21 protein-coding genes are annotated in these 16,627 nt (G+C 52.9%); 4 read left to right on the forward strand and 17 right to left on the reverse strand.

What is annotated here, in order from left to right; translation table 11 throughout:
• Window positions 1-30: 30 nt before the first annotated feature.
• On the forward strand, window positions 31-705 hold the full coding sequence (locus J0A68_RS03605) for an outer membrane protein (RefSeq protein WP_206576815.1): 675 nt from the start codon (window positions 31-33) through the stop codon (window positions 703-705).
• 59 nt (window positions 706-764) lie between these two features.
• Complete coding sequence (locus J0A68_RS03610) at window positions 765-1,358, forward strand: hypothetical protein (RefSeq protein ID WP_206576816.1); 594 nt, start codon at window positions 765-767, stop codon at window positions 1,356-1,358.
• A 56-nt stretch (window positions 1,359-1,414) separates the two neighbouring features.
• Here J0A68_RS03610 and J0A68_RS03615 read toward each other — a convergent pair whose 3' ends face one another.
• The 16 genes from J0A68_RS03615 to J0A68_RS03690 all read right to left on the reverse strand — a co-directional run bounded on the left by J0A68_RS03615 (window position 1,415) and on the right by J0A68_RS03690 (window position 14,478).
• Window positions 1,415-2,173 carry a sensor histidine kinase gene (locus tag J0A68_RS03615; RefSeq protein WP_206576817.1) on the reverse strand — a complete coding sequence of 253 codons (759 nt, stop codon included), beginning with the start codon at window positions 2,171-2,173 and terminating at the stop codon, window positions 1,415-1,417.
• Entirely contained in the window at window positions 2,166-2,921 is a 756-nt protein-coding gene (locus J0A68_RS03620) for a hypothetical protein (protein ID WP_206576818.1), read from the reverse strand. Before J0A68_RS03620 ends, J0A68_RS03615 begins: the two co-directional genes overlap by 8 nt.
• 3 nt (window positions 2,922-2,924) lie before the next feature.
• Window positions 2,925-3,326, reverse strand: coding sequence for a molecular chaperone DnaK (locus J0A68_RS03625; protein ID WP_206576819.1), 402 nt, complete (start codon window positions 3,324-3,326; stop codon window positions 2,925-2,927).
• A 198-nt stretch (window positions 3,327-3,524) separates the two neighbouring features.
• Window positions 3,525-3,968 (reverse strand): outer membrane insertion C- signal, encoded by a 444-nt coding sequence (locus J0A68_RS03630; RefSeq protein ID WP_206576820.1) that lies wholly within the window; start codon window positions 3,966-3,968, stop codon window positions 3,525-3,527.
• A 51-nt stretch (window positions 3,969-4,019) separates the two neighbouring features.
• Complete coding sequence (locus J0A68_RS03635) at window positions 4,020-5,066, reverse strand: oxidoreductase (RefSeq protein WP_206576821.1); 1,047 nt, start codon at window positions 5,064-5,066, stop codon at window positions 4,020-4,022.
• 15 nt (window positions 5,067-5,081) lie between these two features.
• A complete protein-coding gene (locus tag J0A68_RS03640) occupies window positions 5,082-5,708 on the reverse strand; it encodes a response regulator (protein ID WP_206576822.1) in 627 nt (208 codons plus the stop codon).
• A gap of 65 nt (window positions 5,709-5,773) precedes the next feature.
• Entirely contained in the window at window positions 5,774-6,553 is a 780-nt protein-coding gene (locus J0A68_RS03645) for a sensor histidine kinase (RefSeq protein WP_236021331.1), read from the reverse strand.
• Window positions 6,522-7,145 carry a histidine kinase gene (locus J0A68_RS03650; RefSeq protein ID WP_236021332.1) on the reverse strand — a complete coding sequence of 208 codons (624 nt, stop codon included), beginning with the start codon at window positions 7,143-7,145 and terminating at the stop codon, window positions 6,522-6,524. Before J0A68_RS03650 ends, J0A68_RS03645 begins: the two co-directional genes overlap by 32 nt.
• Window positions 7,146-7,282: 137 nt before the next feature.
• Complete coding sequence (locus J0A68_RS03655; protein WP_206576824.1) at window positions 7,283-7,687, reverse strand: molecular chaperone DnaK; 405 nt, start codon at window positions 7,685-7,687, stop codon at window positions 7,283-7,285.
• Between the two features lie 160 nt (window positions 7,688-7,847).
• Entirely contained in the window at window positions 7,848-8,603 is a 756-nt protein-coding gene (locus J0A68_RS03660; RefSeq protein WP_206576825.1) for a sensor histidine kinase, read from the reverse strand.
• The gene (locus J0A68_RS03665; RefSeq protein WP_206576826.1) at window positions 8,596-9,294 is read right to left on the reverse strand and encodes a hypothetical protein; all 699 of its coding nucleotides are present in this window, start codon (window positions 9,292-9,294) and stop codon (window positions 8,596-8,598) included. Before J0A68_RS03665 ends, J0A68_RS03660 begins: the two co-directional genes overlap by 8 nt.
• A complete protein-coding gene (locus J0A68_RS03670; protein WP_206576827.1) occupies window positions 9,291-9,671 on the reverse strand; it encodes a molecular chaperone DnaK in 381 nt (126 codons plus the stop codon). Before J0A68_RS03670 ends, J0A68_RS03665 begins: the two co-directional genes overlap by 4 nt.
• Before the next feature lie 133 nt (window positions 9,672-9,804).
• Window positions 9,805-12,768: a protein translocase subunit SecDF gene (gene secDF / locus J0A68_RS03675; RefSeq protein WP_206576828.1), complete on the reverse strand. Its 2,964-nt coding sequence runs from the start codon at window positions 12,766-12,768 to the stop codon at window positions 9,805-9,807.
• Window positions 12,769-12,859: 91 nt separating this feature from the next.
• Window positions 12,860-13,204 carry a hypothetical protein gene (locus tag J0A68_RS03680; RefSeq protein WP_206576829.1) on the reverse strand — a complete coding sequence of 115 codons (345 nt, stop codon included), beginning with the start codon at window positions 13,202-13,204 and terminating at the stop codon, window positions 12,860-12,862.
• 58 nt (window positions 13,205-13,262) lie between these two features.
• Window positions 13,263-13,883: a uridine kinase gene (udk, locus tag J0A68_RS03685; RefSeq protein WP_206576830.1), complete on the reverse strand. Its 621-nt coding sequence runs from the start codon at window positions 13,881-13,883 to the stop codon at window positions 13,263-13,265.
• 16 nt (window positions 13,884-13,899) lie between these two features.
• Window positions 13,900-14,478, reverse strand: a complete 579-nt coding sequence (locus J0A68_RS03690) for a non-canonical purine NTP diphosphatase (protein ID WP_206576831.1) — start codon at window positions 14,476-14,478, stop codon at window positions 13,900-13,902.
• Window positions 14,479-14,609: 131 nt separating this feature from the next.
• Between J0A68_RS03690 and J0A68_RS03695 the strand changes: the two genes are divergently transcribed.
• Window positions 14,610-15,173: an LOG family protein gene (locus J0A68_RS03695; protein ID WP_206576832.1), complete on the forward strand. Its 564-nt coding sequence runs from the start codon at window positions 14,610-14,612 to the stop codon at window positions 15,171-15,173.
• A 118-nt stretch (window positions 15,174-15,291) separates the two neighbouring features.
• Window positions 15,292-15,795, forward strand: a complete 504-nt coding sequence (locus J0A68_RS03700) for a hypothetical protein (protein ID WP_206576833.1) — start codon at window positions 15,292-15,294, stop codon at window positions 15,793-15,795.
• 51 nt (window positions 15,796-15,846) lie between these two features.
• Here the strand turns inward: J0A68_RS03700 and J0A68_RS03705 are convergent, their stop codons facing one another.
• Window positions 15,847-16,572, reverse strand: coding sequence for an LOG family protein (locus tag J0A68_RS03705; protein ID WP_206576834.1), 726 nt, complete (start codon window positions 16,570-16,572; stop codon window positions 15,847-15,849).
• Between the last annotated feature and the right edge of the window lie 55 nt (window positions 16,573-16,627).

A 16,627-nucleotide genomic window follows, 5' to 3' on the forward strand; every position in this document is an offset into this window, starting at 1 on the left:
AACATCCAAACCTTACCTAACCAAACCCTTATGAAAAAACGATTTTTGGCAGTGCTGCCTATGATGCTCCTGCTATCCTATACGGCCTTTGCGCAGCTGGAAAAAGGAACCATCCTCCTTGGAGGCGGAGTGGGATTCGGCTCATCAAGTTCATCGTCCGAAGCGGGAGCTTTCTACGCAGAAATGAAAAACAGCAATTTCAACTTCAGTCCTGACGCTGGTTTCTTTTTTAAAGACAATTGGGTTATCGGTATTAGCCTCCCTCTCACTTGGAGTACCGTAACTTCCCGCTCGCTGTCTTCGCCTGGAGCGACAGAACTCTCCAGTGAGTCCAAAAACTCGTCTTGGGGAGTGGCTCCGTTTGTGAGGGGATATTTTCCATTCGGAGAAAAGATCAGCGCATTTGGGCAAGTGCAAGTCGGGTATTCGCAGACATCATCCACAGTCATCCCTAATGGAAACGATGACGCCGCCTCTGGCAAGGATGTCAATGGCGTCACTGCGGTGGCGTCTCTGGGGCTCTCGTATTTTCCAAAGACTTGGCTTGGCATCAATCTTTCGGTATCTCCGCTCAGCTACACCAGCACGTCTTGGGAGGACTTTGGCTACGCCGAGAACCCCGAAGGAGACAGCAGCAATTTTAGCTTTGGGATCGATACCTCGGCGGTCACCTTGGGCGTCAACTTTTTCCTGGCCAAGAAATGAGGCGACTGTTTTTTACTCTTTCTTTGGTTTGGGCTTTTGTGTCAACGACCCAAGCCCAGATGCAAAAAGGCTCTTGGATGCTCGACGGGCAGGCTGGGATCACTCGTAGTATGCTCGAAGAAAGCCGGAGTTCTTCACTTGGCAGTACCGGATATGATCAACACCGAGGGGCAAACTTTTACCTTCAGCCGGGCGTGGGTTACTTTCTAAAGGAGAATTGGGCCTTAGGCTTATCTGGGAACTTCCAAATTGTCAACGGAAAGTCCCTGGATAGAAACGACGAAGTAATAGCCAAAGGCAACTATCGGGGCTATGGCTTGGGTGTTTTTACAAGAAGGTATAGTCCTGTTTCTGATAAACTGGCGTTCTATGGAGATATTCGGGTAGGAGGGTACTTGGGCAATTCAGGTACAATCGACCTGGATACCTCAGAGCGTACCGTTCATTCCAAACGGAAGGGGATCGATGCCAGTGCATCCGTCGGGCTGCAGTACTTGGTGGCTGATTTTCTCGGGGTTAATTTGCAAAGCACCCTGATCGCGTACGATTTCTATAAATTGACCGGCGTAAGTTACGAAAACACGCAAAGGCGATCTGAATTGAATGGAGGGCTCTTCTCCTCCTTCCAGATCGGCGCTTCTTTCTTTTTCTGAAAAAAACAAAGCATCCCGAGAGCCTGGATTCTTGGGATGCTTTTGGCTTTTGCGGCTCAGATCGGGAAATCCAAGATGATTTTTGTGCCCGCGCCAGGCTTGGAGTTCAATAGGAAAGATCCTCCAATGGTCTTCATGCGATTCGCAAGATTGGTCATGCCACTGCCTTGGGAAGGAATGGATGAATCAAAACCCAGGCCGTCATCTTGGATCACGAGTAGGACTTTTTCGACAGATGGAAGCGATATGCGCACTGAGATCTGTTTCGGTTCGGCATGCTTGAGGGCGTTGTTGAGGCATTCTTGGATGACCCGAAACAGGACGATTTTTGTTTCCTTCGGCAGTTCCGGAAGGCTCTGATCGCTTCGCAAGTCGGTCTGGCAGAAGCCGGTGGACTGGATCTTTTCCAGCTGCTGGGCAAGAAAGTCTTCCAAAGTCAAAGATTCTACCCAGTCGAGGTTTAGTATTTTGGAGAGGCTTCTGACCTCTTTGATGACCTGGCCGAGCATGCTGCGGCCTTCGGCCTGTTTTTCCGGCTTGGAAGAATTGAGGTTGAGCTTCGTGAGGGAAAGGAGCTGGCCGATGTTGTCATGGAGTTCCCTTCCGACCTGTGCGAGGGTCTCCTGTTGGATTTCGTTCTCGATGCTGAGCAGGGTTTTCTCATGCTCAGCCTGTACCTGATTGAGTTTTTGTCTGGCGAGATCCTGACGTTGACGGTGGATGAATACCATCGCCACCACAAAGACCGACATCAGTCCAGCGAAGAACAGTCCCGAAAGGACAATGGCGATGACCTGGCTTTCTTGGTCAAGCATAGTTGGGCTGGTTTTCCACCTTGAGCTTCAGTAGTGGGGCAGCCAGGCAGAGGAAATACACCAGAGATTGGGCCACACCGGTAAATCGACTCACTTTGTACATTGAAACAAGAAAGGCACTGTGGTTTTCGGTAAGGAAGTTTGCGGAAATATTGTTGAAATAGGTGAGCGAGGTATAGAACATGATGAACGTGACTTGCCAAAAGGATGGCAAAAGCAGGATGTTCGTGAACACATATTCCTCCCGGGTCATCAGGGCATGGTAATAGATAAAGCAGGCGGATAGCATGCAGAGTGCCCCTACCGCAAACAAGATTCCTTGGTTAAGGTAAATGGGCTCCAGCTGTAGCGCCTGGTAAACGATGGCAAACGAAACAAAGGCGATCAGTATCCATTTTACGCTTACTTGTTGCTTGGCAGGCAGGTAGTTTTTGACCAGCAAAAGGGCCACTACGGGCATTGCCATCTTCAGGACAATGTTATATAGCCACGCATTGTAGAAGGGCTTTTCATGGTTCCCAAAGAACTCATTGATCGGGCCGTTGACATTTTGGAAAAGACGGAACCCAAAGCCCACCGGATCAATCGTCACAAAGATGAAGATATAGATAAAGGGCAGTAGGTAATCGCTCCTTTTTCGCAAAGCAGAAGGAAGTCGGAAAAAGACGATACAGAGCAGAACCAAAAAGACATAATTGGATACGGATATCCAATCCCTGAACATAAAAGGAAGAAGCTCGGTGCGCATGGACTAGACGTCGGTGGGGTCAGGTTGACAATGAGGAGGGCAGATTTCCCCGTGGTTTTCGTAGGTGGTGCCTCCCTCTTCCAGTTCCACGCGGGTCAGCTTACTCTCGTTGAGATTGGCGGGGCAGAGTACCAGTGTCAGCGAGCCGACGACTTGCTCATAGGATTTGGGATAGAGTTTTTTGGCTACTTCTTCGGTGTATTCGGAGAGAAAAATCTGGACTCCGCCGATTTTGGGATCTTTGTCCACTTGGGCCAGCAGTCCTTCGAGCGTTTCCCGGTTGAAAAAAAGCCAGCTGGTTTGGTTGGTGTTTTCGCCAGTCATCGTTTGGGCAGGTTTGCCCTGACGGACTTCGGCAGTGTACTTGGCGCGCATCTGCTGGAAGTCTTCTTTGGAAATTTTCATGAAATAGGTGCGCTTGGTTAACAGAATGCCTAAAATAGTCGGATTAATTGAGAAAAGGCGTTTTGTTCGACCTATAAAACCAGAAAAGAGCAAGCTTTCGCTGCTCTTTTCTCGGTGTCAGATGCAATTATCTGCGACTAAAATTGTTTGAAAGACGGGTTTCATTCCCGGTCTGTATCCCAGTCGCTTCCGGTACTACTATCTAAAAGTATACTTGACCCCTATTCCTCCTCGGAGGTAGTTGTGGTCATGACCGGAAAACACCGGGGCTGCTTCGACAAGGAAGCCCAGATTGCGGGTGTTGCTGAAAGGCTTCACCAGGATGCCTACAGGAATAGCCACATAGATGTCATCGTGGTCGTCGTGATGGTGGTGGTGGTGATGGTCTCCCAGCAGTCCGAGCCCAGCGCCTACGTAGGCATTCACCTCAGACTTTCTCACAAAGTTGTATCCACCCATCAGCTCTAGGCCTAGGTCGTGGGCGATGCCCAGTCGGGCTTCCCCGAAAAACTCCTTGTCGGCATCTGTGCCCACGGTGATGAAGGTGTCGGAAGTTTGGAAGTTGATCCCCACACTCACCTGGGCTTGGGCGACCGAGATGAGTCCAAAGAGGGCGAACGAAAGGAAAAACAATTTTTTCATGGCAATAAACGTTGGTATGCTTTGCCCTTGGCAAAACATAGGCCAAGCAAATTACCAGTTGCCTTCCTCTTGGGCGAGTTTTCTCCCTTCACGGGCGGAGACAAAGGCCGCTTCGATCAGCTTCAGCACCAAAATCGCCTGTGCCAAAGTCACTTTCGGGGCGCTGCCCTGCAGGATGGCGTCGGCTATATTTTGGTAAAAAATCCTGTAGTCTCCATCCACGGTCTGTAGGGGACTTGTCCCCTCGTTGAGGAAAATTTTCCCCCATCTCTCTGGCGGATCCACACCCCAACCTGGGGAGCCGGGCTTGATTCCGTCCTTGAAGGCCTGCTCCTGTACGTCGAGGTGGTACTTCTCGTAGCTGCCTTTTTCGCCCAGCAGCAGAAACTTCGGACTCGGGGCCAAAGCCAGCATGCCTGCGGTGACCCGGGCCTTGAAGTCCCCATAGTATAGGACGATGTCAAAATAGTCGTCGGCCACAGCGCCGCTGCGCTGTTTTTGGATGTCGGCAAAGATCGCCTGGGGCTTGCCAAAAAGAAGGACCACCTGGTCGATCAGGTGGGAGCCGAGGTCGTAGGTGATGCCGTTTCCGGGTACTTCGGCTTCCCGCCAGTTTTCCGACACAGCCGGTCTGTAGCGGTCAAAGTGCGACTCGAGGTACACCAGCCTTCCCAGCGTCCCTTCCTCCACGAGCTTTTGAAGAGTGCGGAAGTCCCCGTCATAGCGCCGGTTTTGGAATACGCTGCACAGCAATCCCCTTTCCCCGGCTATGCGCTCCAGCTCCTCGGCCTCCTGGGAGTGGATGGTCACGGGCTTGTCCACCACCACGTGCTTGCCGGCCAGGAGGCATTGCTTGGCCATGGGGAAGTGGTGCTCGTTGGGCGTGGTGATGCAGATGAGGTCTGCGGCGTCTGCGGCGAGCAGCTCCTCCAGGCTCCGGAAGGTCTGCACCTTCGGGAATTTTTTCTCGCACTTGTTGCCGTTCCGTTCCACTACGGCCACCAGATCCAGGTCGGGGCAGGCTTCGATGAGGGGGGCGTGCATCTTTTCGGCTACCGATCCATAGCCGATCAGGGCCGTGCGAAGAGGGTGGGTCATGGTTTTGGGGAGGGGTTAGAGGTGCATTTCGCTGACTTTTTTGATCAGCTCCACGCGGGAAGAGACCTGCAGTTTTTGGTGGATGTTTTTGCGGTGGGTCTCGATGGTCTGTATGCTCAGGCTCAGCTCGTCGGCAATGTCCCGGTTGAGCATACCGTCGCTGATGAGTTTGAGGATTTGGGTTTCCCTTCGGGAAAGGCGGTATTTTTCGCGGAAAGCATCGAAGAAAGGGGCGAGGTCTGCCTGCTGGATCACCCGCTTGAAATCCTTCACGTAGCGGCCCTCGTGCACCTCGATGATCGTGAAGATGAGCTCGTCCGGATCGGCATCCTTGAGGATAAAGGCGTCGGCATCCAGCATCATGCATTCCTTGAAGATCTTTTCCTCATCGTACATGGACAGCACGATGACCTTCACCTCGGGATGATGGAGCTTGCAGTGCTTCAGGACCCCAAAGCCGTCGAGGACGGGCATGTTCAGGTCGGTGAGCACGATGTCCACTTCCTCCCGATCTACAAACTCCAGCAGCTCTTTACCGTTGGGGAACAGGCCGATCACCAACAAATCCTCGTGCTCTTCGATGAGCCCTTCGATGCCTTTTGCAAATAGTTTGTGGTCGTCAGCCAGGGCGATCCGGATCATTTCTGGTTTGGGGTGTGTAGGAAGAAAAGTAGGGTAGGAAGCGTAAAGTGCCTGAAATTAGGATTCTAAACCGAAAAAGGCAACTCCAAATTGACAAGCGTGCCCTTTCCGACGGCAGATGACAGGCTAAACTTGCCCCCGATGGTCTCCATGCGCTTGGACAGGTTGTACATTCCGCTGCCGTTGGATTGCTTCGAGGTGTCAAAGCCCTGCCCGTTGTCTTCGATTTCGATGTGCCTCGCCCGGCCGTTTTTGGAGATGCGGATGGCGATGCGGTCTGGCTGGGCGTGCTTGATGGCATTGTTCAGGCATTCCTGCACCACGCGGATGAGCACCAGCTTTTCCTCTTTTTTCAGCTCCGCAAAAGACCGGTCAGACTGCAGCGAGGTCTCGCAAAATCCGGTGGCTTGGATGCGCTGGAGCTGCTGGGCAATGTATTCGTCCAGGCTCAGGGACTCCACCCAGTCCAGGTTCAGCGTCTTGGAGAGGGCCCTGACCTCCTTGATGGCTTCGTTGACGCATTCCCGGGCCTCCAGGTGCTTTTCGGGCTTGGAGGAGTTCAGGTTGAGCTTGGTCAGGGAGAGGAGCTGGCCGATGTTGTCATGGAGGTCCCGGCCGATCTGGGTCAGCGTCTCTTGGTGGATCTCGTTTTCGACATGGCGCAGGGTCTTTTCAAACTCCACTTGCATCTGGTCCATCTTTTGGCGGCTTTGGGCCTGGCGCTGGCGATGGATGAAGACCATCGCCACGACGAAGGTGGACATCAAACCTCCCAAAAAGATCGTGCTGAATATGATGATGTAAATTTGGTTGTCAGGCGGGATCATGGAGAGGCTCTCTGTCAAAGAATTTGGTAAGAAATGGGGCTGCGATCAGCAGTAGCAACATGCAGAGTTTGATGACCTGCATGACATACTTGATGTTCGCCAGGCTTTTTCCCAAAGTGAGGTTTTCTCTGTAGAGATAAAGCAAGGTCACGGCATAGATGTAGGTCAACGAAAAGTAGAACAACAGAACGGTGGTGCCCCAAAATGACAGCAGGCGGGTAGGCTGTGACTGAAGGTAGTTTTCGTTGGTAATCAATCCGATAAAATACAGGCCGCAGGCGACCAGGATCATATTGGCACCAATCGCAAAGATAATGGGTTGCTCGGTGTACATCAGTTCAATTCCGCTGATCTGTAGCGTGAGGGCGACCGCGACAAAAATCATGATCATCCAATCGACGTATTTTTTCATGGAAGGCCCCAGCCAGGATTTGATCAAGAGCAGATACAGGATGGCCAGTATTTGCCTTTCTGCAATATTGAAAAGCCACAGGTTGAATTTGGGGTTTTCCGTATTTCCGAGATAAGCGTTGACGGCCTTTTTAAACTCGTAATTGTAATTGGTGTAGGCACCGAAATTTTGGTAGATCGCAATGTACGATAAAATCAAAAAAGGAAGCCAGTAGGCACTATCGCCTTTTTTTTCCTTGGGTAATTTTAAGAATAAACAGGTGCCTAGGAGTAGGGCGAGGTCTAAAACAATCGTTTGCCAATTCCCGAAGGCACTCCAGAATCTACTGTCCATGGTTAGGTATCCGTAGGTTCCGGCTCACAAACATGGGGGCACTCCGTTCCGTCGCATTGGTACTCGTCTTCCAGCCCTCCGAGACTGACCGAATGAAGCTTGTTTTCCTTGAGATTAGCCGCGCGCATGACCAGGGTCATCTGGCCGACATATTTGTCTGCTTCATCGGCATAGCGTTCTTTCGCGGTTTCTTCGGTGTATTCGGTAAAATAAAACTGAACCCCTCCCACTTTGGGATTTTGGTCGGCTTTGGCCAGTAGGCCTTCCAGCGTTTCCCTATCCAAAAAAATCCAGTTGGTCTGGTTGGTTTTGTCCTTGCCGTTTTTGCCTTTGGCGGGCTTGCCTTTTTTTACTTCTTTGTCATACTTCTCCCTCATGGACTCAAAGTCCCCCTTGGTGATTTTCATGCTTGGATCTGGAATAGGTTAAATTTCAACCAAATTAGGAGGAATTTCTGGGATTTGGGGCTACGATTTTGCGTTTTGGCCCGAAAACTCGCTCCGTTCGTTCCTGTTTTTTCCGAATGCCAACGACCCCTGTTTGGCCACGAGGCGGGCTAAATCCGGGCTAAACAGGCAGTTCGATCCGGATGGAAGTGCCCTCGCCTGGGCTGGAAGAGACACTGCACTTGCCGCCGATGGTTTCCATGCGTTTGTGGAGGTTGTGCATTCCGCTGCCGGAGGACTTTTGGGAGCTGTCAAAGCCCAGTCCGTCGTCGGCGATCTCCAGGATGCGGGAAGGGCCCTGCCGGTGGATGCGGACCTGGATATGGTTGGGCTCGGCGTGTTTGATGGCGTTGTTCAGGGATTCTTGGATCACCCGGATGAGCACCAGTTTTTCCTCTTTTTTCAGCTCCGCAAAGGACTGGTCGGACTGCAGGGAGGTCTCGCAAAATCCCGTGGCCTGGACGCGCTCCAGCTGCTGGGTGATGAACTCGTCCAGGCTGAGGGACTCGACCCAGTCCAGGTTGAGGGTTTTGGAGAGTGCGCGGACTTCCTTGATGACCTGGTTGACATAGCCCTTGGCCTCCTGCTGTTTTTCGGGTTTGGAGGAGTTGAGGTTGAGCTTGGTCAGGGAGAGGAGCTGCCCGATGTTGTCGTGGAGCTCGCGGCCGACTTGGGCGAGGGTTTCCTGCTGGATTTCGTTTTCGACATTGAGTATGGTTTTCTCAAACTCGGCCTGCAATTGGGCTATCTTTTGGCGGTTTTTGGCCTGGCGCTGGCGATGGATCAGTACCACGCCCACGACAAAGAGCGTCATCAGAATGGCGAAGAATATACCGCCAAACAGGATCAGCAAAACCTGGCTTTCGGTCTCAGTCATGGCGAGGAAGGGATGAGGTCTGTGGGAAAAATTTCCGTTGGACCAGGGTAAGCAGAAACACGAAGTACAGCGCCAAAGCGGAGTGCTGCGCGATCTTGATGACTGCGTAGTAGATGTTGGGACGCTGGATCAAGTAGGCGTAGGAAATCAGGATCATGAAGGATGCCGAATAGAAAAACAGCAACAAGGTGCAGATCCAAAATCCCGGAAACCTCAGGGGGTCGGTCTCGAGGTAGCGATCGTGGGAAAGCAGCTCGCAATAGAACAGGCCGCAGGCGATGATGATGAATGAGCCGCTCAGCAGGGAAGTGTATTCTCCGGCATCATTGAAAGGTATAAAGCCAAAGAGGTAGGGAATCCCCGAAAACAGCAAAAGGGAAATCATGAAGCCGTGGATGGCTTTCTTGAACCCGGCTGTCAGGGCAAATGCTCGGATGATCAGCAGATTAACCCAAGTGGCGAAGTGCCTGAAAAATATGTTGTAGACCCAGGCATTGAAAGTTTTTTTGACTGCGAGGTAGAAGGCGATGTTTTCATACACAAAAACCAGGGACAGGGCTATCCAAAGAAGCCGGTAAAGGGGTTTTTCCCGATCCTGGCGATCCAGCAAGAAAAAAGTGATCGACCCCACCAAAAACATGAGGTCGATTGAGATGAGGTAGTAGCTGATCCTATCAAGAAAGAGCTTCACTTTCTTTTCTTCTCGGGAGTTTGACAGGTAGGAGGACAGGAATGGCCCACGTTTTCGAAGTCTTCTCCGGGTTCTTCTGCCAGAGCTTCACAAGAAGCGGCTTCGTAGACCAGGGTCATCAGGCCATTGTATAGCTCTCCTTGCTTGGGATGGTATTTTTTGGCGGTTCGGCTGGTGTACTCGGTGAAGTAGAAGCGGATGCCGCCTTTTTCCGGATCGGTCTCCGCGAGGATGGCTTCGAGGGATTTGCGGTCAAAAAAGATCCAGTCCGTTTGCTTTTTGATTTTGCCCTTTTTGTTGGTGGCGGGTTTTCCGGATCCGATTTCCCGGGCGTATTTGGCCCTCATTTTCTCGAAATCCTTCTTTTCTATTTTCATGCGGCTGCGGTTTGAGAGGATAGTTGTCTAAAATCGATTAGAATCCGAAAATATAGGTTTTATCCCAGCCCGATAAAAGAAAAAGGAGCGGGAAAGTATCCCGCTCCTGATTTTTTGGAAAGTAGCCTAGGCCTTAGGCCGTTTTCTTGACTTCTTTCGGAGTGTTCTCGTTTTCGAGCTCTTTCTTCATCAAGTCCACCACGATAGGAGTGGCGATGTAGATGGAGGAGTAGGTACCCACGATGATACCCACAAAAAGCGCGAAGGAGAATCCTCTCAATACTTCCCCGCCAAACAACAGCAGGATGATCACCACGATCAGGGTGGTGAAGGAGGTGATGAGCGTTCTGCCCAGGGTCTGGTTGATGGAGTCGTTGAAGACTTTCACCAGCTTGTGGGTACCGCGGCTGTCGATGTTTTCACGGATACGGTCAAAGATGATCACGGTATCGTTGATCGAGTAACCGATCACGGTCAGTACCGCCGCTATGAATACCTGGTCGATCTCAAAGGTGGCTCCAAAGGCGCTGCCGATGGCGAATGCCGCGATCACGAAAAGGGTATCGTGCACCAAGGCCACGATCGAAGCCAGGGAGAACTGCCACTTGCGGAATCTCAGCAAGATGTAAAGGAAGATGGCGATCAGGGCCACGATCATCGCTTCCGCAGAGGAAGCCTTGATGTCGTCTGCGACGGTAGCGCCTACTTTGGAAGATCCGGTGATGGAGAACTGTCCCGCAGAGACTTGCTCGGCATTTTCCACAAAGGTGAATCCGGTCACGTTGGCGATGCCTTCTTTGACCTTGGCTTCCACTTCTTTGTTGGAAGCGTCGTCGTCTTCGTTGATCAGGTAGGAGGTCGTCACCTTCAGGACGTTGTTTGACCCGTAGGTTTTCACCTCCACGGAGCCGTCAAATTCCCCGTCGAGACCGACTTTCAGGTCGGAAGGAACTACCGCCTCCTCGAAGGCCACGATGTAGGAGCGACCACCGGTGAAGTCCACGCCGAATTTCAGGCCGTTGACCGCAGCGATGCCCAGTCCGATCACGATGATGGAGGTGGAGATGAGGTAGGCAAACTTGCGCTTGCTCATGAAGTCGACGTTGAGACCGCTGAGTGCGTTTTTGGCAAAAGGAGCGGTGAAGTTGATGCTGCTCTTGTCGCCTTTCTTGGTCATCCAGGATACGATCACGCGGGTGATGAATACGGAAGAGAAGAAGGAGCAGGCGATACCGATCATCAAGACGATGGCGAAGCCTTTCACAGGGCCTTGACCCAGGGCGAAGAGGATGGCACCGGTTAGGAAGGTGGTGACGTTGCCGTCAAGGATCGCGGAGAAGGCCTTGCTGTAGCCGGCGTTGATCGCGGTCATGAGGCCTACGCCGTTGCGCAGTTCTTCTTTGATACGCTCAAAGATCAATACGTTGGCATCGATGGACATACCGATGGTCAATACTATACCGGCGATGCCAGGCAGGGTCAGGGCAGTGCCCAGCTGGGCCAGGATGCCGAGGATAAAGAAGATGTTGAACACCAGGGCGGCGATGGCCACCAGACCACCTTTGGCATAGTAGGCTACCATGAAGAGTACCACCAGCGACAGACCGGCGATCATGGAGAACACGCCTTGGTTTTGGGCTTCTTTACCCAGGGTTGGGCCGATGATGCTTTCCTCTACGATCTGGGTAGGGGCAGGCAGGGAGCCTGACTTCAGGATGTTGGCCAAATCTTGGGCTTCCACCAGGGTGAAGTTGCCGGAGATTTCTGATTGGCCGTTGGGGATTTCTCCGTTGACCACAGGGGCGGTGTACACATAGTCATCGAGTACGACGGCGATTCTTCTGCCTACGTTTTCGGAGGTGAGGGTTCTCCACTTGCGGGCTCCCTCAGCATTCATCTGCATGGAGACTGCCGGACGGGAAGTCTGGTCAAGGGCCTGACGGGCGTCAGTCACCACGTCACCTTCGAGAGGAGCCTGGTCAGAGCCTCTGGTCGTCTTGATCGCGTAGAGCTCCAGCAGCTCGCTGCCGTCTTCGGCCACGGTAGGCTTCACACCCCAGAGGAGCTTGAGGTCTCTAGGCAGGAAGGACTTGTAGCGCTCGTTTTTGATGATACGGTTGATGGCGACGGTGTCTTTCACGTCGTACACCAGCCCGTAGCTTGCCTTCAAGGCGCTGATCAGAGGAGATACGTCCGTGGTGTTGCCCATCGGGTCGATCTGCTCCAGCTGTTTTTCCAGGGCATTCTTCAGGGAGTCTTCGGAGGACAGCTCGGCCGCGACAGTGTCCGCTGGAGTGGAGGTGGCTTTTTGGTCAGCTACCCAGGTAGAGTTGATGGTTTCGATGGATCCACCGTACTCGTTCAGCTCCAATACTTCCCAAAACTGCAGCTTGGCCACACCTTGCAGCATGTTTCGCACACGCTCTTGGTTGTCCACGCCCGGAAGCTCGATCTGGATTCTACCGGAACCGGCGATGCGCTGGATGTTGGGCTGGGAAGTACCGAATCGGTCGATACGGGTTCTCAGGATGTTGAAGGAGCGCTCGATGGCGTTTTCCACTTCCGTATTGATCAGGTCGAGGATCTCGCCGTCCGAAGATTCCAGGGAGATTCTTCCTCTGTTGGCAGCGGTGGCGAAGATGGTGCTCAGCTTTTTGCCCGGGTTGTTTTTCTGCCAAGAAGCGTAGAAGAGGTCCACATACTTGGAGTCCGAGGTTTTGGCCTGCTCTCTGGCTTCCTCGATGGATTTGTTGAAGCCTTCGTCTTTGGGATTGCCAGCCAGGCCTTTGACGATCTCCACGGGGGAGACGGCCAGGGTCACGTGCATACCGCCCTGGAGGTCAAGGCCCAGTCCAAGTTCGGTTTCTTTGATTTCCTGATAGGTAAAGTCGGCACCCAGGAAGTTGTAAACCGGCTCACGCCAGATGGAATCCAGGTAAGCTCTTCTTTTGGCAAAGTCGATATTGCCGGAGGCATCGGTGGCATAAGCTTCCGCTTTCTGCTGGATGCCGCTGGAGACGAATGTGAATGACAGGTAGTACAGGCAGAGCGCCGTAATGATCACTGTCAAAAACACAATGACACCTTTGTTTTGCATAAGGGTTGGATATTTAATTGTTTAAGAAATACAGGGAAATGGCCGGGCCGAGTGCGGTCCAGCGGGTGTTGGTGGCGGGAAAAAACGGAAATCAGGGCCCCTGAGGCGAAATAATCCGCTCAAAAAGTATCTCTATGAGTTCATTGGGGGCAGAAGCCGCTATCACCGGAGTGGCTGGCAGCTTGACTTCAAAGCTGAAAATCTGGTAGATCAGATGCATGACCGTATGCGAGACGTGCAGTACAAACGGCACCACGGCGTCCACCGCCACGTTGAGGAAGGTCTGGTCGGGGTTTTCGGAGGATTGCTCGGTCTGGTCGACTCTGCCCTCTTGGGGCAGGTATTCCACCCCGGACACAAACAGGCATAGCAACAAGGCCATCAACAGCGTAAAGCGCTGCTGGAATAGACTGCTATGGGTTTCCCGGGTTTTCATGCGCCGCAAATATAGGCATTATTTGAAATACACGCTTTTTGACTCCTTTTTTTTGAGGTCAGCGTGCCGACTTGGTTCTCAGGTAGGTACGGATCACATCCAGTGCCATGTCAAAGCTGGAATTGTTGGGGATGATGAGGTCGGCCTCGTTCTTGAAGGGCTTGATGTACTTCTCATAGGTGGGCATCACGTGCATCTCGTAGCGGTAGAGCACGTCGTCCAGGTCGTAGCCCCGCTCCACTTTGTCTCGGATGATGCGGCGCTTGAGCTTGATGTGGTCTTTGGCGTCGATGAATACCTTCAGGTCCAGGAGCTCCGCCAGCTCGGGATAAAACAACACAAAAATCCCCTCCACCACGACGACCGGAGCCGGGGCAAAAGTTAGCATTTTCGGTTTTTTGGAGGCGTTGTTGAAGGTGTATTCCTCGCGCTGGACGGTCTCGCCGTCCTGGATTTTGCGGATGTCCTCGACGTATTGCTCGAAGTCTATGCTGTGCGGCGTGTCGAAATTGTGGACGCCCTGCCCGTCTATGGGCTGCTGGTGCCGGGGCTTGTAGTAGTTGTCCTGGGAGATGAGGCATACCTCGCCGGGCTCAAAGCTGCTCAGCAGGCGCTCCAGAAAAAGGGTTTTTCCCGAGGCCGATCCGCCGGTGATTCCCACAATAAACGGTTTTTTCATCGCTGACAAAGGTAAGTCATTTGAGGCTTTGGAGAAAGGCAATCAGGGCCTGCACGGCCTGCCCTCGGTGGCTGATGGCGTTTTTTTCGGCCAAAGTCAACTCCGCAAAGGTCTTGTCAAAGCCGCTCGGTCGGAAGACCGGATCGTAGCCAAAGCCTCCCTGTCCCACTTTTTCCCGGAGGATTTCCCCCTCGGCGATGCCCTCAAAGGAAAACTCTTCCCCCTGCCAGATCAGGGCAATGACAGTGCGAAACCGGGCTTGTCGCTCGGCCTTGCCCTCCATCTTCTCCAGCAGCAGGGCGATGTTGCGCGCATCGCTGCGGGGCTCTCCGGCAAATCTGCCCGAATACACCCCGGGGGCACCGTCCAAGGCGGCGACCTCCAGCCCCGTGTCATCGGCAAAGCAGTCGATGCCGTAATGCTCCTTGACATACCGGGCTTTTTGGAAGGCATTGTGCTCCAGCGTGTCGCCGGTCTCCGGCAGCTCCTCGTGACAGCCTATCTGCTGTAGGGAGACAATCTCAAAATCGGGCGACAGCGCGGCCTTTACCTCCTCTATTTTCTTCTGGTTGTTGGTGGCAAAGCAGATTTTCATGGATGGTGTTTTTCGGGTTGGGACTGCCAAAGGTAGTGCAAAGGACGCGGAGAATTGGAATCGACGGGCAGAAATGGGATTTGCGGCCTTTGGGTTTTCTACACTGGCTTCCAGGGCTTATTTTCGGGGGTATGAAAAAGATCACGATTTACTGCGGTTCGAGAAAGGGCAACAGCGGCGTTTTTGAGGCCGGGGCTAGGGCCTTGGTCCAGGAGATGATCAAGCGGGACCTTTCCCTGGTCTATGGTGCGGGCCGGGTAGGCCTCATGGGCGTCATTGCCGATGAGATGCTGGCCGCGGGCAAAGAAGTCCTCGGGATCATTCCCCAAAAGCTGGTCGACCGGGAAGTAGCCCATCAGGGCTGCACCGAGCTGGTCATCGTGGAGACGATGCGCGACCGGAAGTGGCTCATGGCCGAGCGGGGAGACGGCTTCATCGCCTTGCCGGGCGGGATAGGCACGCTGGAGGAGCTCTTTGAGATCATGACGCTCAACCAGCTGCAATACATCCAAAAGCCGCTCGCACTTTTCAACGTCAACGGGTACTACGATAAGCTGATCGAGTTTCTTAACCATGCGATGGAATCGGGCTTTCTCTATCCTGAGCAGGAGGAACTGCTCATCATCTCAGACGATCCCGTGGAGCTGCTGGACAGGATGGCCGCATACCAGGCCCGGCGGCCGGCAGATTGGTAGGCATGGCGGAAAAAATGGCGAAAGGCCGGTGACTTTGTCGTTCGGATACCGCTTTTCGTTGTTTGGGGGAATGGTTTAAAGAAGATTAATCGTATTTTTGCCGGAATCCCTACGCTGCATGATCGACAAGCTTTTTCCGCTGGACAAAAATTACATCCTCCGACAGGCCCAATTTGCCCTGGAGGAGCAATTGATGGATCAGATGGTGTGCGAGCTGAAGCGTTCCTACACCTGCCTGTACAATCCCCTTCGGCTCATGGACCAGACCTACGCCAAAATTCTGGATACCTATGAGTTTCCGGTGGATAGGCTTCGGATGATCTATCGGCAGCTGTGCGGGATCTACCGTTTCAAAAACCGTGACAACCAGCTGGAGTTGCTTTTTGACGGGCGCACCCATTTCGAAAAGTTCAAGGAAGAATGGGAGGATGCCCTGGTCGCTTGGCTGCAAGAACTGGGACAGCACGAGCAGTATGTGAAGACCATGCTCCGTATGACCCTGCTCTACGATACCGAGACGAGGGCAGACTGGGCCGAAAACCACTGCAAGGCGTTTATCAACCAGTATTTTGACCTGAAGGTGGTGAAGCGGCACGGGGAGCTCAAGCTGAAGCTCGCCTGAGCACCCAGACCAAAGCCTTCGCCTTTTTCGGCAAGTTTTTCCGTTTCCAGATCAGAAGTTTGGGCTCAGCAGGTACTTGCTGTAGAAGTCGTCGATGACCTTCACCGCATCGGTGGCGTTGTCCACGACGGTGAATAGCTCCAGATCGTCCTCGAGGATGTAGTTTAGCCTGGACAGCAGCGTGTTTTTGATCCAGTCCACCAAGCCCTCCCAATAGGACTTACCCACCAAGACGATGGGGAAGCGGCCGATTTTGTTGGTCTGGATCAGCGTGAGTGCCTCAAAAAACTCGTCCAGGGTGCCAAAGCCTCCGGGGAGGACGACAAATCCCTGGGAATAGCGGATAAACATGACCTTGCGGACAAAGAAGTAGTCGAAGTTCATGAGCTTGTCCCGGTCGATGTAGATGTTGTTAAACTGCTCAAAAGGCAACATGATATTCAGGCCGACGGACTTTCCCCCTTCGGAATAAGCCCCCTTGTTGCCTGCCTCCATGATGCCGGGCCCACCGCCGGTGATGACGCCATAGCCATGTCTTACCAGTTTTGCGGCGATCTCCTCGGCCATCAGGTAGTATTCGTGGTCTCTGGGTGTACGTGCCGAGCCAAAGATCGAGACGCAGGGCCCGATCTTGGCGAGCTTCTCGTAGCCCTCGACAAACTCCGACATTACCTTAAAAATCGCCCAGGAATCTTCGCTGCGTATCTCGCTCCAGTCTCTTTCCTTGAAGGCTCTCCGAATACGTTCTTCGGCTTTTTTGTCATCCAAATCGCTCATAGTGCTCTCTTTAGTCTCCCAAAAAAACGATTCTCAGCCTCAATAGGTGGCCTTT

The organism is Algoriphagus oliviformis, assembly GCF_017254915.1.
Lineage (GTDB): Bacteria > Bacteroidota > Bacteroidia > Cytophagales > Cyclobacteriaceae > Algoriphagus > Algoriphagus oliviformis.

Bases quoted from the DNA above. Each gene is read 5' to 3' on its own strand.
- J0A68_RS03605 (WP_206576815.1), top strand. From the start codon at position 31: ATGAAAAAACGATTTTTGGCAGTGCTGCCTATGATGCTCCTGCTATCC.
- J0A68_RS03610 (WP_206576816.1), top strand. From the start codon at position 765: ATGCAAAAAGGCTCTTGGATGCTCGACGGGCAGGCTGGGATCACTCGT.
- J0A68_RS03615 (WP_206576817.1), bottom strand. From the start codon at position 2,173: ATGCTTGACCAAGAAAGCCAGGTCATCGCCATTGTCCTTTCGGGACTG.
- J0A68_RS03620 (WP_206576818.1), bottom strand. From the start codon at position 2,921: ATGCGCACCGAGCTTCTTCCTTTTATGTTCAGGGATTGGATATCCGTA.
- J0A68_RS03625 (WP_206576819.1), bottom strand. From the start codon at position 3,326: ATGAAAATTTCCAAAGAAGACTTCCAGCAGATGCGCGCCAAGTACACT.
- J0A68_RS03630 (WP_206576820.1), bottom strand. From the start codon at position 3,968: ATGAAAAAATTGTTTTTCCTTTCGTTCGCCCTCTTTGGACTCATCTCG.
- J0A68_RS03635 (WP_206576821.1), bottom strand. From the start codon at position 5,066: ATGACCCACCCTCTTCGCACGGCCCTGATCGGCTATGGATCGGTAGCC.
- J0A68_RS03640 (WP_206576822.1), bottom strand. From the start codon at position 5,708: ATGATCCGGATCGCCCTGGCTGACGACCACAAACTATTTGCAAAAGGC.
- J0A68_RS03655 (WP_206576824.1), bottom strand. From the start codon at position 7,687: ATGAAAATCACCAAGGGGGACTTTGAGTCCATGAGGGAGAAGTATGAC.
- J0A68_RS03660 (WP_206576825.1), bottom strand. From the start codon at position 8,603: ATGACTGAGACCGAAAGCCAGGTTTTGCTGATCCTGTTTGGCGGTATA.
- J0A68_RS03670 (WP_206576827.1), bottom strand. From the start codon at position 9,671: ATGAAAATAGAAAAGAAGGATTTCGAGAAAATGAGGGCCAAATACGCC.
- secDF (WP_206576828.1), bottom strand. From the start codon at position 12,768: ATGCAAAACAAAGGTGTCATTGTGTTTTTGACAGTGATCATTACGGCG.
- J0A68_RS03680 (WP_206576829.1), bottom strand. From the start codon at position 13,204: ATGAAAACCCGGGAAACCCATAGCAGTCTATTCCAGCAGCGCTTTACG.
- udk (WP_206576830.1), bottom strand. From the start codon at position 13,883: ATGAAAAAACCGTTTATTGTGGGAATCACCGGCGGATCGGCCTCGGGA.
- J0A68_RS03690 (WP_206576831.1), bottom strand. From the start codon at position 14,478: ATGAAAATCTGCTTTGCCACCAACAACCAGAAGAAAATAGAGGAGGTA.
- J0A68_RS03695 (WP_206576832.1), top strand. From the start codon at position 14,610: ATGAAAAAGATCACGATTTACTGCGGTTCGAGAAAGGGCAACAGCGGC.
- J0A68_RS03700 (WP_206576833.1), top strand. From the start codon at position 15,292: ATGATCGACAAGCTTTTTCCGCTGGACAAAAATTACATCCTCCGACAG.
- J0A68_RS03705 (WP_206576834.1), bottom strand. From the start codon at position 16,572: ATGAGCGATTTGGATGACAAAAAAGCCGAAGAACGTATTCGGAGAGCC.